The sequence below is a fragment of the Amycolatopsis sp. NPDC043889 genome (assembly GCF_056435645.1).
On sequence record NZ_JBWKEC010000049.1, the window covers coordinates 14,569 to 30,205 of the forward strand.

13 protein-coding genes are annotated in these 15,637 nt (G+C 69.6%); 8 read left to right on the forward strand and 5 right to left on the reverse strand.

Translation table 11 applies throughout. The features are described 5' to 3' along the window. Window positions 1–67: 67 nt before the first annotated feature. Window positions 68–664 carry a TetR/AcrR family transcriptional regulator gene (locus AC0685_RS41415; protein ID WP_478230507.1) on the reverse strand — a complete coding sequence of 199 codons (597 nt, stop codon included), beginning with the start codon at window positions 662–664 and terminating at the stop codon, window positions 68–70. 94 nt (window positions 665–758) lie between these two features. Here AC0685_RS41415 and AC0685_RS41420 point away from each other — a divergent pair, with 94 nt between their 5' ends. Genes AC0685_RS41420 through AC0685_RS41430 form a run of 3 tightly spaced genes read left to right on the forward strand, consistent with a single transcriptional unit; the run spans window position 759 to window position 4,124 of the window. Continuing rightward, window positions 759–1,985: a metal-dependent hydrolase family protein gene (locus AC0685_RS41420; RefSeq protein ID WP_478230508.1), complete on the forward strand. Its 1,227-nt coding sequence runs from the start codon at window positions 759–761 to the stop codon at window positions 1,983–1,985. Next, a complete protein-coding gene (locus tag AC0685_RS41425; protein ID WP_478230509.1) occupies window positions 1,982–2,836 on the forward strand; it encodes an alpha/beta hydrolase in 855 nt (284 codons plus the stop codon). The genes AC0685_RS41420 and AC0685_RS41425 overlap by 4 nt, the downstream gene beginning before the upstream one ends. After that, a complete protein-coding gene (locus tag AC0685_RS41430) occupies window positions 2,826–4,124 on the forward strand; it encodes an NAD(P)/FAD-dependent oxidoreductase (protein ID WP_478230510.1) in 1,299 nt (432 codons plus the stop codon). Before AC0685_RS41425 ends, AC0685_RS41430 begins: the two co-directional genes overlap by 11 nt. A 3-nt stretch (window positions 4,125–4,127) precedes the next feature. On the opposite strand, the gene AC0685_RS41435 is transcribed toward AC0685_RS41430, so the two are convergent. Next, window positions 4,128–4,592 (reverse strand): VOC family protein, encoded by a 465-nt coding sequence (locus AC0685_RS41435; protein WP_478230511.1) that lies wholly within the window; start codon window positions 4,590–4,592, stop codon window positions 4,128–4,130. Between the two features lie 49 nt (window positions 4,593–4,641). Here AC0685_RS41435 and AC0685_RS41440 point away from each other — a divergent pair, with 49 nt between their 5' ends. After that, window positions 4,642–5,658 (forward strand): NAD-dependent epimerase/dehydratase family protein, encoded by a 1,017-nt coding sequence (locus AC0685_RS41440; protein WP_478230512.1) that lies wholly within the window; start codon window positions 4,642–4,644, stop codon window positions 5,656–5,658. A 17-nt stretch (window positions 5,659–5,675) separates the two neighbouring features. Here AC0685_RS41440 and AC0685_RS41445 read toward each other — a convergent pair whose 3' ends face one another. Both AC0685_RS41445 and AC0685_RS41450 read right to left on the reverse strand, forming a co-directional pair. Continuing rightward, window positions 5,676–8,027 carry a helix-turn-helix transcriptional regulator gene (locus AC0685_RS41445; RefSeq protein WP_478230513.1) on the reverse strand — a complete coding sequence of 784 codons (2,352 nt, stop codon included), beginning with the start codon at window positions 8,025–8,027 and terminating at the stop codon, window positions 5,676–5,678. After that, the gene (locus AC0685_RS41450; RefSeq protein WP_478230514.1) at window positions 8,024–9,169 is read right to left on the reverse strand and encodes a molecular chaperone DnaK; all 1,146 of its coding nucleotides are present in this window, start codon (window positions 9,167–9,169) and stop codon (window positions 8,024–8,026) included. The genes AC0685_RS41445 and AC0685_RS41450 overlap by 4 nt, the downstream gene beginning before the upstream one ends. Before the next feature lie 295 nt (window positions 9,170–9,464). On the opposite strand from AC0685_RS41450, the gene AC0685_RS41455 reads away from it, so the two are divergent. The 3 genes from AC0685_RS41455 to AC0685_RS41465 all read left to right on the forward strand — a co-directional run bounded on the left by AC0685_RS41455 (window position 9,465) and on the right by AC0685_RS41465 (window position 13,643). Then, window positions 9,465–10,550 (forward strand): IniB N-terminal domain-containing protein, encoded by a 1,086-nt coding sequence (locus tag AC0685_RS41455; protein ID WP_478230515.1) that lies wholly within the window; start codon window positions 9,465–9,467, stop codon window positions 10,548–10,550. Between the two features lie 121 nt (window positions 10,551–10,671). After that, on the forward strand, window positions 10,672–12,438 hold the full coding sequence (locus tag AC0685_RS41460; RefSeq protein ID WP_478230516.1) for a dynamin family protein: 1,767 nt from the start codon (window positions 10,672–10,674) through the stop codon (window positions 12,436–12,438). After that, on the forward strand, window positions 12,435–13,643 hold the full coding sequence (locus AC0685_RS41465) for a GTPase (protein WP_478230517.1): 1,209 nt from the start codon (window positions 12,435–12,437) through the stop codon (window positions 13,641–13,643). The genes AC0685_RS41460 and AC0685_RS41465 overlap by 4 nt, the downstream gene beginning before the upstream one ends. 76 nt (window positions 13,644–13,719) lie before the next feature. Here the strand turns inward: AC0685_RS41465 and AC0685_RS41470 are convergent, their stop codons facing one another. Continuing rightward, window positions 13,720–14,121, reverse strand: a complete 402-nt coding sequence (locus AC0685_RS41470) for a PPOX class F420-dependent oxidoreductase (RefSeq protein ID WP_478230518.1) — start codon at window positions 14,119–14,121, stop codon at window positions 13,720–13,722. A gap of 142 nt (window positions 14,122–14,263) precedes the next feature. Here AC0685_RS41470 and AC0685_RS41475 point away from each other — a divergent pair, with 142 nt between their 5' ends. Beyond that, window positions 14,264–15,481 (forward strand): family 8 glycosyl hydrolase, encoded by a 1,218-nt coding sequence (locus AC0685_RS41475; protein WP_478230519.1) that lies wholly within the window; start codon window positions 14,264–14,266, stop codon window positions 15,479–15,481. Window positions 15,482–15,637 lie beyond the last annotated feature (156 nt).

Sequence of the window (15,637 nt, forward strand, 5' to 3'; positions counted from 1 at the left end):
GCAAGCATTTCCCGACTGGATCGACGCGGTGCGGGGATCACCCGCCGTCTCCCGCCCCTGAGCCTGCTCAAGGCCCCGGACATGTCCGTGGGACGGATCGGCCCTTGCTCATGCGCAGGATCAAAGCGACCGCGGCCTCCGAGTGGCCTGCCGGAGTCAGGACCTCCTGGAGGAGAAGGCCACGCATCGCGGCAATGGTGACGGTGGCCAAAGTCAGCGCTTCCTCGGCGTCGAGTCCTTCGCGTTCCGCGAGCGAGGCCAGCATCTTGGTCAGGTCGTCGAGCGAGTCGATGAACTCGCGAAAGTCCTCTGGGCTGTACGCGGCCAGACCTACGACGTGGAAGAAGCCGCGGACACGCGACAGCTGCTCCGGACGGGTGTAGGCCCGCCAGGTCGCCACGACGAAGTCGTCGAAGGTGCCCCGCTGGGCGGCCTCGAAAAGCACCTCGTTGTCACGAGATCGCTGCGCCTTGAGCATGGCTGCCAACACGCCCGGGAGCGACCCGAAGTGGTATCGCAAGAGGGCGTGGCTGGTCCCGGCCCTGGCGGCGATCTCACGGAGCGACACCTCCGGTGCGGGAAGCGCCTCGTCGAAGGCGTCGAGAAGCCGAGCCAGGAGACGCTCGCGTGCGTCGCCCTTGCGTTCCGCGCTTGACAAGATCACTCCCACAGTTTATCCATTGGAAAAGAAGCGCTGACGGTGCCGTGTCGCGTCACACATGGTCGCAGCCGGCTCGCAACGGCGGAGGGAACGACTCGTGGGACGTGTTCAGGTGGTCGGCGCGGCGGTCCTCGACGGATCGGGTCGCGACCCAGCCGACGTCGACGTCAGCATTGAAGACGGTCATATCGCCCACGTCGGTGCCTCCGGCGCACACGGCGAGCGCCTGGACGCCGGAGGCCTGACGATGACGCCCGGCCTGATCGACGCTCACGTCCACTTGGGCTTGTCGAGCCCGATCCAGCCGCAGTTCTCGTTTCAGATGAGCGCCGCCGAGCTCGCGGCGGACATCTTCGCGACGGCCGGCGCGGCGCTCGATTCCGGGTTCACCACCGTTCGGGACACCGGCGGGATCGACGGCGGCCTCGTCACCACGATCGCCAAGGGCAAGGTCAGGGGGCCACGCGTCCTGTCCTGTGGACCGGTTCAGTGCCAGATCGGTGGGCACGGCTACTACGGAGCCGACTGGGAACCCACCGAGCTGTGGAGCAGCCATCACGTTCCGGGTCTGTGCGCCCTGTCCATGATGTCGGGCAACGCGGACGAGCTGCGGCACAACGTGCGCGAAGCGTTCCGTCGCGGAGCCTCCTTCCTGAAACTCTGCGTGACCGGCGGCGTGGTCGGAGCGCACGACCGGCTGACCGACACCCAGTTCACCGTCGAGGAGATCGCCGTCGCCGTCCAGGAAGCCGCGGCGCGGGGCACCTACGTGACCGTTCACGCCCACAACAACGACGGCATCCGGAACGCGGTCGAGGCCGGGGTGCGCTGTGTCGAACACGGCACCGACCTCGACGAGTCCACGGCCACCCTGATGGCCACTCGCGAGGTCGCCCTCGTGCCCACGTTCGCCGTCGTCGAGCAACTGCTGCACGACACCGCTGGCGCCGGCCTCGACGAATCGACCCGCGATCGTGTGCTGGGTGTTCGCGAGCGGATGACCGAGGCGCTCGCTGTCGCCAAGGAGGCCGGAGTGCGGATCGGGCTCGGTTCCGATCTCATCGGTCCGGCTCAGCACCGTCGAGGTGAGGAGCTCAGGCTGCGCGCAAAGCTCGAAACACCGATGGAAGCTCTCGTGGCGGCCACCAAGACCAACGCCGAGATCCTCGGACTGTCCGGCCAAGTCGGTGTCATCGCGCCCGGCGCGCAGGCAGACCTCGTGTTGTGGAACGGCAACCCGGTCGAAGACCCGGAGCTGTTCGCTGATCCCGCCAATGCCGTCCTCGTTCTCAAGGCCGGCCGAGTCGTGAAGGACCTTCGATGAGCACTATGTGGCACGGCTGTCTCGCCGGCACCGACTACTTCGAGATGCGCTCCAGCGGTGGGCACGACTACGGCGTCTGGGTCACCACACCACCGGGCTACGACCCCGCCACGACGCAAGCGCCTGCCGTGTATGTGCTCGACGGCAACTGGGCCGTGGGCATGACGGCTCCGCTCATCGTCACCCAGGCGGACCCCATGCAACGGATACAGCCCTACATCCAAGTCAGCGTCGGCTACGCGGGCGAGGAAGCACAGCACTGGGACCGGCTGCGCAACAGGGATCTCGTGCCGCCCGGCGAGCCCATCGCCGAGGAGCTCATCGACGCCGTGGAAATGGGAGTTCAAGCGGGCGCGAGGACCCGCGAGGAATCCGATGCCTACCTCGCCGAACTGCGCGACACCCACGCCGATGCGTTCCTGGGCTTCCTCACCGCGGAACTGCACCCGCGGATCGAACGCGACTACGGCACAGCCACGAGCGGTCACGGGCTTTTCGGCTACTCCTACGGCGGCCTGTTCAGCCTCTACACCTGGCTCACCGGTTGCACGCTCTTCGAGAGCATCGGAGCGGGCAGCCCCGGCGTCGCCAGTGAAGACAGCCAGATCTTCGCCCAACTCCAAGAGCTGGGGGACAGGCACCATGCCACCCAGCTGCATGTGACCCTCAACGAGCGAGAGCTGCTCGGGGACCTGGCCATCTACCAAAACCTCACGAAGAACACGGCCACCGTCCTGCACCGCCTCTCCTCACGCGGCGGAGCGGTCACCAGCGCGGTCCTGCGCGAAACGCACGTGACCGGGCTGCAGGCTTCGTTCCTCAGCTACCTCAGGACCTGCCGTGCCCGGTAAGCGCCCGAGTGCCGACGTGGTCGTGATCGGGACAGGGGTGATCGGTTCGTCGATCGCCCTCGAGCTCGCCCGGTCGGGGTACCGGGTCATCGCGCTCGATCGGGCCGCGGGGGCCGGACAGGGGTCGACCTCGGCATCGAGTGCGATCGTCCGGTTCAATTTCTCCACCACCGCCGGGGTGGCGACGGCGTGGGAGGCGCATTTCGGCTGGCTCGACTGGGCAGGCCACCTCGGGCACGATGTCGGCGACCTCGCGATGTTCCGCAAGAGCGGGCTGGTCATGCTGGACGTCGAGGCGGCTCCGCGTACGTCGTGGCTTCCGTTGTTCGATGAGATCGGGGTTCCCTACGAGGAATGGGACAGCGCGACCTTGGCCGAGCGCGTTCCAGGTATCGACGCCGGCCGCTATTGGCCGCCGAAGCGGCTCGACGACGAGGAATTCTGGGAGGACGCGAAACACTCGCTCGGTGGCGTGTACACCCCGGACGCCGGTTATGTCTCGGACCCGGGCCTCGCCGCCGTGAACCTCGCCTCCGCGGCCTCGGCAGGCGGGGCGGAGTTCCGCTTCCGCAGCACGGTGACAGCGGTGGAGAAGGCAGGCGGGCGCGTGACGTCGGTGCGACTGTCGGACGGCACCCGGATTCCCTGTGCCGTCGTGGTCAACGCGGCCGGTCCGTGGTCGGGCGCGGTGAATCGCTTGGCAGGCGTGGGTTCCGACTTCACCGTCGGTGTGCGACCGATGAGGCAGGAGGTAGCGCACGTGCCGGTCCCGGAGGGCTATGGAGGGCCCGTGGTGGCGGACATGGATCTGGGCACCTACTTCCGCGGTGAAGGAGGCGAGGGCCTGCTCGTCGGCGGAACGGAACCGGAGTGTGATCCGATGCAGTGGACCGACGACCCGGACGCCGTCGACATCCACCCGACGGCCGCGGTCTTCGAGGCTCAGGTGACGCGAGCCGCGCGGCGGATGCCCGAGCTGGCGGTGCCCAACCGGGCGCGCGGCGTGGTGGGCGTCTACGACGTCGCCGACGATTGGACTCCGATCTACGACCGCACCGATCTCGAGGGCTTCTACCTCGCGATCGGAACGAGTGGCAACCAGTTCAAGAACGCGCCGGTCGTGGGGCAGCTGATGACGGAGCTGATCGACCAGGTGGAGAACGGCGCCGACCACGACGCGTCGCCCGTCCGGTTCCGGGCCCCGCGCACCGGCCTGGAGATCGACCTGGGTGCGTTCTCCCGTAAGCGCGACCGAAACGCCGCGAACTCGGGCACGGTGCTGGGCTGACCGTCACGGACCGGCGGCCGGGTCGTCGAAGCCGAGTGGCGGCATCGTCGCCGCGTCCTTGGCCCAGGTGTCGCGAAAACCCGGCTGGACCGCGAGATCGACCAGCTCGATCCGGGCCCCGATGCTGTCGAGCCGGTGGTAGGTGAAGGAACGACCGTACGGGCAGGAGTCGAACTCGATCGGCGCGCCTCGATCCGCCAGGCGCTGTTTGTCCGTCATGACGTCCTTGGACCAGTAGCCGATGTGGTCGAAGCGGGAACCGCCGGTCGCGTCCCACGGACTGCCGGCGGGTCCTTGGATCACCTCGAAGAACGGTGGCCCGTCGGTCGAGAACACGATTTCGTAGTCCCAATCCCCGAGGGTGCCCGCACGGACTGGACTCCAGGTCACACCGAGAGTGCGGGTGAGGTCCTCGGTCGCCTGTCCGATATCTCGGACGACGAAGCACAGGTGATAGAAGGCGTTCACCCGTCCTGTCTATCAACCCTCAGCGGACGAAGGGCGTTATCGTTGATCGATGTCGCACGCGGTCGTTCTCGGTGGGACCGGGCTGATCGGTCGCGCCACGGCACGCCGGTTGCTGGCCGCCGGTTGGGAGGTGACCGTTGTCGGCCGGGACTCCTCGCGCATGCCCGAGGACATCGCGGTCGCGGGCGGCCGGTTCGTCGCCGGGGACCGCGGCGAACCCGGCAGCCTCACGGCGGCGCTCGGTGCGGGGGCGGATCTGGTGGTCGACTGTCTGTGCTTCACCGCCGCACACGCCCGTGATCTGCTGCCGCTGCTGGACGATGTGGGGTCCACGGTGATGATCTCCAGCAAAGCCGTGTACGTCGACTCGGCGGGCAACCACGTGAACTCGGCCGTCGCGCCGGTTTTCGACGGGCCGATCCGCGAGTCGCAGCCCACCATGGCCCCACGCGAGGAGGTCGACTACCGCACTCGCGACGGCTACGGCGCCAACAAGGTGGCCGCGGAACATGTCCTGCTCGACAGCGGATACCCGGTCACCCTTCTGCGACCGTCCAAAGTCCATGGAGAGGGGTCGGCCAAGCCCGGCGAATGGGTGTTCGTCAAACGCGTGGCCGACCGGCGCGAAGTCCTTCTCCTGTCCCGCGGTGGCCGCGGCGTCGACCACCCGAGTGCGGCCGGGAACATCGCCGCGCTGATCGAAACCGCCGCGGAAAGCCCGGGCAGGCGTGTCCTCAATGCCGCGGACCCGGACGCACCCGACGCCCTGGACATCTCGAGAACCGTCGCGAAACACCTCGGCCATCGGTGGGAGGAAGTGCTCCTCGACGACCACGCCCCCGCCGGACTCGGCCGGCACCCCTGGGACCGTCTGCCGGGTATCCGGCTGGACATGTCCGCGGCCGGGCGACTGGGCTACCGGCCGGTCGGCGACTACGCCGCCACCGTGACCGCCGAGCTGGACTGGCTGGGCTCCACCGATCGGCTCCCGGCAGGTTTCGACCACGACTATTTCGCGCCGATGTTCGACTACGCCGCGGAGGACGCCTACCTCGCGGAGCGATAGGCAGGCCCGAACCCGCCTCAGCCCTCGCCCGCGGGGAGCAACTCCCGCAGCATGGCCAGCAGCTCCCGCCGGTCTCCGGCGCCGAGTTTCCCCCGGATCCGCGCCATGTGGTGCTCCACGGTCTTCCCCGAGATGAACAGTTTGCTCCCGGCCTGCTTGTACGTCAGCCCGTCGACGACCAGCCGGGCGACCTCCAGCTCCCGTTCACTCAGCGCGCTCAGCCCGGTGGGCGCGGCGGGCTCCGGAGCGCGCCCTTGGAACTGCCGCGCCGCTTCGAGCAGCTGGACCATCGCTTTCCGGTCCGAGGTCCGGATCGCCGCCTGCCCGGCCAGCCGGGAAGCGTCCCAGCAGAGCCCGAGTTCGTGCAGTTCCGAAGAGGACGCGGTGATCGCCTCGGGATCGACGGTTCCGGTCAGGACGGCGAGCCAGCCGGTCGCGGCGGCGGCGAGTGCGGCCGGATAGCGGCCGCAGGACGCGAAGTCGTTGAGCGCGGCCAGATGTTCGCCCGCCGACGCGTGATCTTCGACGGTGATGGCGGCGTGAAGTTCATGCCAGCGCAGGGTGGCTGTCCACAGTGGAGGGTTGCCGAGCGCGTCGAGTACGGAGTGCGCCCGTTCCAGCTGGCCCGCCAGTTTGGCGCCCGCGCCGCCCCGAGCGGCCGCGATCGCGAGTTCTCCCAGTGGCAGCAACGAATACAGGTCCGGCTGCTGCCGCATCGAAGCCTGGTACGCCCGGTCCCAGGAGCGTTGCAGACCGGGAAGATCGCTCGCTCGCCGCGCCAGCCCCAACTGCAGGGTGGCGGCGAAAAGTTCGTCTCGTGCTTCGAGACCGTCCGGCGGCATCAGCGCCTCGGCGGCCGTCTTGAGGTCGCCCGCGGTCATCGCGACCCAGCCGAGCAGCAGCCGGTGCCGTTTCGCGAGCAGATCACCGCCGATCCGCCCGTCCACCGCGCGTCTCAGCACCGACTCGGCCAGCGCGAGTTCGCCGGAATGCAGGCCCACCAACGCCGCGAGGGCCGCCGGGCTGTCCGGGAGCGGCGCCGGCGCGCCCGCCGATTCCAGCATCGAGGCCGCGCCCAGCAGGGCCGACAGCGTCTCCGCGCCGCAGCCGGACACCGAATCGGTGACCGCCCGCGCCATCCGTGAAGCGGCGCCCGCGAACAGGGTCGGGACTTCGGGAGTCTCCAGCACGCCTCGGGCGGCTTCGAGATTTCCGGTGCCCAGCAACGCGATCGCGGCCAACGCCTTCGAGCCCGCCCGGCCGGACCATTGGTACAGCTCCGCGCTGTGCGCGAGTTCGCCGCGATGCGCCAGCACGGTCGCCGCCACTTCGGCGCCCGCGGCCCTGGCGTCCGTATCCGATGTGCTGCCGAGCATGCCGTCGCCGAGCCGGAGCGCGGTGTCGAGGTCACCGGCCAGCGCCGCGGCGTGCGCCCAGCCGACGGTGAGCGCCGCGCCGCGCCCACCGGCCTCGGACGCGGCTTCGTAGAACCGCGCCGCGAGTTTCGTGTCGTCGGACATCGCCTCACGGGCGGCCGCCTCGAAGGCCGCCGCCGCGCTCGCGCCCGAACTTCCGGTCCCCAGCAGGGAACGAGCGAGCTCCAGCACCGGAAGCCCGTCCCGCAGCTGGAGTTCAACCAGCCGCTGCAGCACCGTCAGCCGCCGCCCTGGCGACCCCCAGGTCCGGATGGCTTCGGCGGCGATCGGCAGCAGCACGTCGTCCTCGCCGAGCAGACCGGTCGCCCTGGCACTGTCGAAGACCTCGGGCAGCCCTTCGCGATCGCGGTTCAGCAACGCCGCCAGCAGATCGAGATTCCGGCCCGCGCCCGCCTCCGCCGCGATCAGGTAGCGGTGCACGTCGTCGTCCAGCTGCTCCAGCTCACCGCGGAAGTCCGCGAGCCTGCCGGTGACCGCGCGGAGCACGAATCCCGGGACACCGCCGGTCCTGGCGTGGACGTCCTCCGCCATGGCCACGTCACCTCCGGCGTGCTCGACGAGCCGCCGGACGTCGTCGACGCCGAACGCGCCCAACGCCACCGACCTGCCGAAGGAATCGGCGAGGACGCGCAGGGTCGTCGTCCGCGCCGCCGGCCGGAACGCCAGCACCACGGGTGCCGTGGTTTCTTCGGCCTGGGCCTTGATCTTCGCGATCTCGTCGTCGTCGAGCTGGTCGGCGTCGTCGACCAGCAGCGCTTCGACCCCCGCGTCCGCGTAGTGACGTCCGAGCTGGCCGAGCAGATGGGTCTTGCCGTGCCCGCCGGGGGCGACGACGGTGACCCGCACCGGGAGTTCCGGGGCGGTGGTCACCTCGTCGAGCAGGCGCCGGGCACCCGGATGGATGATGCCGGGCTTGTCGAGCAGTGCGTTCAACAGCGACCTTCGGGGGTGGACGGCGTGGCACCGGGGGTGGGCGGCGCGCACGAGCTCGAAGTGGTGGGAGGGGCTTCGGGACCCTTGTCCGCGGTGGCTTCTCGAGTGGTCAGGGTGAGCAGCAGGGTGGACGCGGCCAGCACCACGACCGCGGCTCCGGCGACGAGAGGCTTGCGCCGGCTGAGCAGTTTCGCCGCCCCGGTGCGTTCTGGCAAGGGGAAGGGGGTGATGTCCACCGGCGGCCGTTCGGGTCGCTCGGTGAGCTCTTCGGGCATGTCGATCCGGGGGAGCAGGGTGGTTTCGATGGTCGCGACGGCGTTCGATCCGGCCCCGCCGGGTTGAGGAACGTCACGTCGCGCGGCGATGTTGGCCGCCCCGGTCGCCACCGTCAGCACCGGGTCGCTCGACGCGAAGAGAGGGCACGGGGTCCGGCCGGGAACCGGCGGGGCTTCGCCGCAGAGCACGATGCCTGCCAGCGCCTGGGGCGGGATCCCGGCGCCGTGCGCGAGTTCGAAGACCTTGCCGACGGCCTCACCGGGCTCGACGCCTTCCACCGCTTTGACCGGCTGCCAGCCGTTCACCCCGGCGGCGGCGATCGTGACCACCGCGCCGTCCGGGCCGAATTCGCAGACACCGGCGGTGACGTCGCCGTGCGGGGCGAGGTACGCGTGCAGGGCGGCGACAGGCGCCGCCACCAGCGCGGCACGGGGGAATCCGGCCTCGGCCAGCGCCCGGCGCAGCAGGTCCCGGCGGAACGAACCCCAGCCGACGGGGTGCGTGAGCACGATGTGGCGCGGTTTCTCGCCGAAGCGTTCGGCCGCTTGATCCACCGCGGCGTCCACGAGGACCGCGCTGAGGGATTCGGGCGGGAACCGTTCACCGCCGACGATCACGGGGACGTCGTCGCCGACCCGTTCGTGGAACCCGGTGAGCAGGCGGGCGGGCGCGGACCGGCCCGCCTCGACCGCGGCGTCCCCGGTGAGCAGGTAGCCGTCGTCGTCGAGGAACACCGCGGACGCCGCCGCCGGGCCGCGCGCGCCGAGCCACGACGGCTCGGGCACGCCCCAGCCGTCGCCGGAGTCCACGCAGGTGGCGGCGGTGGTGCGGGTCGAGGCGATATCGATGCCGAGGACGTAGGGCAACGAGCATCCTCCTTCGCTTGACCAGCCCCTAAGGACCAAATAGGGCCACTCACCTGAACGGCTTGACCCATCCGGGTGAGGGTTGGCATTAAACCCAACCGAGTGCGTCTCGGTTAAGCCCCTAACGCCCTAACGATGTCATACCGATCCCCTATTGGCTGAGTGAGCGACGACCAGGAGTGATCCCCGATGTGCCCAGTGGCACCGGCTCACTAACTTCGGTGACCTGCGCTCAGCCGTGCCCTCCGGCCGCTGTGCCAGCCCCACCGACCTAGACCTCCAGGAGAGTCCTTTCATGGGTTCCGTCCAGACCCTGCACGACTTCACGCTGAACCTGCTGAACGACACCGCGGCCCGCGCGGCGTTCGCCAACGACCCGCAGCAGGTGCTGGCCGACGCCGGCCTCGGTGACATCAACGCCGCCGACGTGCACGAGGTCGTCCCGCTGGTGCTCGACTTCGTCCCGGTCGGCACCGCCACCGACCTCACCGGGAGCACCGCGGCCACCGCCGACAACCTGGCGGGCTTCGGTGGCGTCACGAACGCCGTCAACGGCACCGACGGCGAGTGCGCCGACGGCGTCCAGGGCGCGATCGACCAGCTCACCGCGCTGACCGCCGGCCTGCCGGTCGCCGTCCCCGGTGCCGACGCCCTCCCGGGCCTGCCCGAGGCCGGTCTCCCGGGTGTCCCGGCGGTGCCGGGTCTGCCGGAGCTGGGCCTGCCCGCCGTCCCGGCCGTGCCCGCCGTGGGCGACCTGCCGGTCGACGTCCCGGGCCTGCCCGCCGTCCCGGCCGTCTCCGACGTGACCGACGTGTCGAACGCCGCCGCCGGCGTGACCGCCCTCGCGCAGAACACCGTCGGCAGCTTCGGCCTGACCGGTGACCTTTCGCGTGGCCTCGACGCCGCGTCCCTCGGCCAGGCCGGCGACATCGCCAACGGCGCCGTCGACACCGCGACCGGCCTGGTCCCCGAGGTCCCGGCCGTGGACGCCGTCCAGGTTCCGGCCGTCGACTCGGTGCCGGCCGTCGGCGACCTGAGCAGCGACCTGCCGCGCACCGACGGTGTCGCGGGCGGTGCGCCGGACTTCCTGTCCGAGGTGGGCGACCTGACCAGCACCATCGGTCACGTCGACGTCGCCGACGTCACCACCAAGGTGCACGACATCGCGAACAACTACGGTGACGTCGCCAACAACCACGGCGACGTGACCGGCGAGGTCGCGGGCAACGTGGCCAACGAGGTCGCCAACGTCGCGAACCACGCGGGCGTCACCGAGGTCCACGACACGGTTTCCGAGGTCACCAACACCATCGGCAACATCGGCGACGTCAACATCGGCACCGGCGACATCGCGTCGAACAACGACATCCACATCGGCTGATACGAACATCTTTCAGCTTTGTGTCAGGGCCCCGCGACCGCACCAGGTCGCGGGGCCCGCACGGCGTTGTTGGCCCATGCCACATTGATTCCGCGCTTGGTTAAGGGAACACTGCATCCCCGTGACAGCCCCCGCCTGGCTCGACGTGCTCAACGAGACCTTGGACGCCTGTGCCGCCCACGGCCGCGCCGACCTGGCCGAACGCCTCCGGCGCAGACGAGACGAGCGAGCGCCGGGCACCCGGATCGCGGTGGTCGGTTTTCCCAAGCAGGGCAAGGGTTACCTGCTCAACGCACTGGTGAACGCGCCGGTCTGCGCGGTCGGGGACGCGAGTACGCCCGCCGTTCCCACGGAGATCGGCTACGCCGCCGATCCCGCCGCGACGCTGGTCGGGCATGCCAGGGAAAGCGTGCCGGTCGGTGACCTGGCCAAGGAACTCGAAGTCCGGCCGCCCGGTTCCCTGCGCCGGGTCGAAGTCGGCCTGCCGCGCGAACTTCTCGGCACGGGACTGGTGCTGGTGGACACCCCGGCGATAGGGGATCCCCGATCGCCGCGCACTGCCGCCACCCTCGACGTCCTCGCCGACGCGCACGCGGTGATCCTCGTCTCCGACGCGACACAGGAACTCCAGCCCGCGGAACTCGCGCTGGCGAGGCATATCCGCACCTGGTGCCCGGCGTTGGTGCTGGCGCTGACCAAGATCGACGTGAGCCCGGACTGGCGGGAACTCGCCGCCCGCAATCGCACCGCGCTGTCGGAGACCGGTGTCGTCGCCGACGTCTTCCCGGTGTCCGCGACGGTGCGCCAGGCCGCCGCGAAGGCCGGTGACGCCGTCCTCAACGGACGGTCCGGTTTCCCGGAACTGCTGAACTGGGTGGGGGAGCAAGCCGCGCGCCCGATCGAACGCACCCGTGCGCTCGCCGCCGCGGTGAGCGTGCGCGCGGCGGCGGTCGATCTGGTCGAGACACTGCAGACGCGGCTCAACGCGGTCTCGCAGGACAACGGGGTCGACCAGGTCACGCTGCTGCACCAGGCACAACGGCGCACCGAGGAGCTGCGGCGGCAGAACGTCCGCTGGCAGAACATGTTGTCGGACGAGATCACCGATCTGATCTCCGACGCCGAATACGACCTGCGCGAGCGGACGCGGATGATCGTGCGGCATATCGACCGCACCTTCGACGAAGGCGACCCCGTGCAGATCTGGCCGGATTTCCAGACCTGGCTGGAGGAGAACCTCGCCGAGGCCGTCGAAACGAACTACAACTGGGTGTCCGACCGGTCGGAGTGGATCGCGCAAGCGGTCGCCTCGACCTTCGGGCCGCACTACGGCCAAGCGCCGGAACTACCACTGACCGGGTCCGGAGTGGACTCGATCCCCGAGGTCGGCGCACCCAGGATCGAGCGGTTCAAGATCGGGCAGAAACTCTTCACCGGCTTGCGTGGTTCCTACGGCGGCGTGCTGATGTTCGGCCTCGTCACCAGTCTCGCCGGGCTGCCGCTGATCAACCCGGTGTCGCTCGGCGCCGGTGTCGCGTTCGCGACCAAGAGCGTGCGCGACGAAGGCGGGACACGCTTGCAGCGGCGTCAGGCGCTGGCGAAGGCCGCCGCGCAGCGCCACGTCGACGACGTGTTCATCCGGTTCAGCAAGGAGATCAAGGACGAGGTCCGTCAGGTGCAGCGGCGCCTGCGCGACCATTTCGCCGCGGTGTCCGACCAGCTCTCGGAAGAGCTGACGCGGCAACGGGAACTGATCATCGCCGGATCCGCCGAACGTGACCGGCGCACCCAGCGGGTCAAGAAGGAGATCGACCGCCTCGCCGCCCTGCACCGGAAGGCGGGGGCGCTCGGCACCGGCGCCGCGCCGCGCCGGGAGCTTTCGGCGTGAACACCGCCTTGGACGTCCGGGAACTCCTGAACGAAGCGGCGGCGCACTACCGGGATCGCCCGCACGCGGTGTCGATGCTGCGGGAATGCCTGGAGCGCCTGGAAGAACCGCTGCGTGTCGGCTTCACCGGCACGCCGGGAACCGGAAAGTCCACTTTGGTCTCCGCGCTCGCGGAATGGCCGACGCGGGCTCTGCGCGAAATCGAGTTGTCCGACACCCCGGCACCCGCCGAACACGTCGACGCGACGGTGCGCCTGGTTCGCCATCTGGAACCCGACGAACTCGCGGGCACCCGGCCGGTGGGCGGTTCGGCGTTCGCCCGGCAGACGGCGGTGAACTCCGTACTGGTGCTCGGCAGGGCGGACGAGGTCGGCGCGGGCCGGATCGACGCCTTGCTCACCGCGAAACAGCTGGCGCGGCGGGCCTGGCGCGAGAACCCGGACTGCGCGGGATTCCAGGGAGTCATCGCGGTCGCCGGGCAGCTGGGTTACGCGGGGCGGGCGCTGCGGGACGACGAATTCGAGGTGCTGCGCGCGCTGGCGTCGGTCTCCCGGCCGGAACTGGAGCGGTATCTCCTGTCCGTTGATTCCTTTGTGGACGATCCGTTCCCGGTGGGGGTCCCGCCGGGAACGAGGAAGCACCTGGTGTCGCGGTTCGGGCTCTACGGGGTCCGGCTGGCGCTCACCCTGATCCGCACCGGTTGCGAGAGCAGGCTGAAACTCTCGGCGGAACTCGTGCACCGCAGCGGTCTCGGCGACCTGAGGGACACGCTCGCGGGCTGCTTCGTCGCGCGGGCCGAGGCGTTGAAGGCGCGCACGGCGGTAGTGCGGCTGGAAGGTCTTCTCGCCGCGGAGCCACTTCCGCACGGCGACCGGCTCGCCGCGCGTGTCGAGCGTTTCGCCGCGGCGGCGCACGACTTCCGGGAACTCCGGCTCATCGCCGGTATCCGCGGTGGCCGCACGGCGTTGACCGGAGAGGTCGCCGAGGAGGCCGTCCGCTTGCTCGGCGCGCAGGGAATCGCGCCCACCGAGCGGCTCGGTCTCGAACCGGACGCGGATCCGGCCGAGATCCACGCGGGTGCGGAGAGCGCGCTCGTCCGGTGGCGGCATGAGGCGGAACGGGCCGACGCCGCGCACGCCGAACGCGCGGCCGCCCGGGTAATCGTGCGCTCGGTCGAAGGGCTGCTGAGCCTGTTCGTGGCTTGACGCCTGCCGGTCCCCGAGTCACCATAGACCTCTCTATGGTGACTCTGACCAGGCGAACAGACTCGCAGGACACCGCCTAGGCGTTGCCGAGGACCCGGGTCACGGTGATCTCGACGACCACGCGTTCCGGGTTCGGCTTGGGCTGCCGGTAGCGCGCGGCGTAGCGGTTTTCGGCGTCGCGCACCGATGCCGGGTCTTCGCGCAGCACGGCGCGTCCCTCCAAAGTGGACCAACGGGGCCCGTCGATCTGGCAGGCGGCGACCGGAATGCCCTGTTCGCCCGCTTCTTTGATCAGGCGGGCCTTCTTGGACGAGCGGAACGTGATCACCCTGGCGATCCCGGCCTCGAAGTCCACCGTGACCCCCACCGCCACGACGTGCGGGGTCCCGTCGGGGCGGACCGTGGTCAGGGTGGCGAGGTGTCGTTCGGTCCAGAAGTCCAGGAAGGACTCGCCGCGCGCGCTCAGGTCGATCGTCATGCCGTCAACGCTAAGGCACGCGTCACGCAGACGTCCTTTGAGGTAATAGTAAGGAAACTTTCTTAACTCTCTTGTTTTTGCCCGACCCTGCTGTCACTCTCGAAACGCGCCGCCGCCATCAACGACGTTTCCGGAGGAGCCGATGAGAAAGACCGTTCGGACAGTGCTGGCCGCGGCCGCGCTGACCGCTGGGCTGGTCGCCACGACCACCCCCGCCACCGCGGTGACCACTCAGGGGACCCCTTACCTGCCAGGGGTTCTGCGCCCGTCCGTGGCCCAGTCGGCGCAGGACGCGGCGCTCGCCAAGTACTACGACTACTGGAAGAAGAACTTCCTGACCACCAAGTGCGGGGCGGGCACGTACGCGGTCAAGGCGCCGGACGCCGACCACGCCTTCGTGGCCGAGGGCCAGGGCTACGGTATGACCATCGCGGCGATGATGGCGGGCAAGGATCCGCAGGCGCGCACGGTCTTCGACGGCATCCTGAAGTTCGTAAAGGCGCACCCGTCCGTGATCGACAAGGATCTGCACGCCGCCGAGCAGGACGAGAGCTGCAAGAGCGTCAACGGCAGTGACGCGGCGACCGACGGCGACCTCGAGATCGCGTACGGCCTGCTCCTCGCCGACAAGGTCTGGGGCAGCGGGGGTTCGGTCGACTACAAGGCCGAGGCGCTGCGGATCATCAAGGCGATCAAGCGCAGCGAGGTCAACCCCGACACCAAGTTCATGCGGCTGGCGGACTGGGCCGACAGCGGCAAGTACATCAACAGCTCGCGTTCCTCGGACTGGATGCCGGGTCACCTCCGCGCGTTCGAGAAGGCGACCGGCGACTCCTTCTGGGGCCAGGTCCGGACCCGGCAGGAGAAGGCGGTCACGCAGCTGCAGCAGCAGTACGCGCCGAAGACCGGTCTGATCCCGGACTTCGTCGTCAACACCAACTCCACGCCGAAGCCCGCTCCGGACGGCTTCCTCGAGGACCACGACCCGCACTACGGCTACAACGCCTGCCGTGACCCGTGGCGGCTCGGTGTCGACGGGATCACCGTCTCGGGCAGCCCGGCGCAGGGGCAGGTGCGGAAGATGAACACCTGGATCCAGCAGAACACCGGTGGCAATCCGGCCAAGATCACCACCGGCTACACGCTGTCCGGCTCCAAGCTGCCGGGCGAGACGGGGCAGCACCCCTGCTTCACCGCGTCGTTCGCCATCGCGGCGATGAACGACCCGGGCAGCCAGGCCTGGCTCGACAAGCTGTGGACGTCGATCACCACCTGGTCGCCGAACGCCAAGGACTACTACGGCACCGGCATCACCGTGCAGGTCCTGATCATCCTGTCGGGGAACTACGTCGCGGTCTGACCTGACTCAGTTACCCACGTGGATTCCGGCCGAGTCCGTGAAGGCCTCCTTCCCTACTTTGAGAGTAGGGAAGGAGGCCTTCACTACCTTGGTGACGGCCACGTGCGCCCCACCTGCAGCAGCGGTCGCAGCGGCTGCGCGTGAAGGCCCCCTTCC

Coding starts and splice junctions, on each gene's coding strand:
- AC0685_RS41425 (WP_478230509.1), top strand. CDS start 1,982: ATGAGCACTATGTGGCACGGCTGTCTCGCCGGCACCGACTACTTCGAG.
- AC0685_RS41440 (WP_478230512.1), top strand. CDS start 4,642: ATGTCGCACGCGGTCGTTCTCGGTGGGACCGGGCTGATCGGTCGCGCC.
- AC0685_RS41455 (WP_478230515.1), top strand. CDS start 9,465: ATGGGTTCCGTCCAGACCCTGCACGACTTCACGCTGAACCTGCTGAAC.
- AC0685_RS41470 (WP_478230518.1), bottom strand. CDS start 14,121: ATGACGATCGACCTGAGCGCGCGCGGCGAGTCCTTCCTGGACTTCTGG.
- AC0685_RS41475 (WP_478230519.1), top strand. CDS start 14,264: ATGAGAAAGACCGTTCGGACAGTGCTGGCCGCGGCCGCGCTGACCGCT.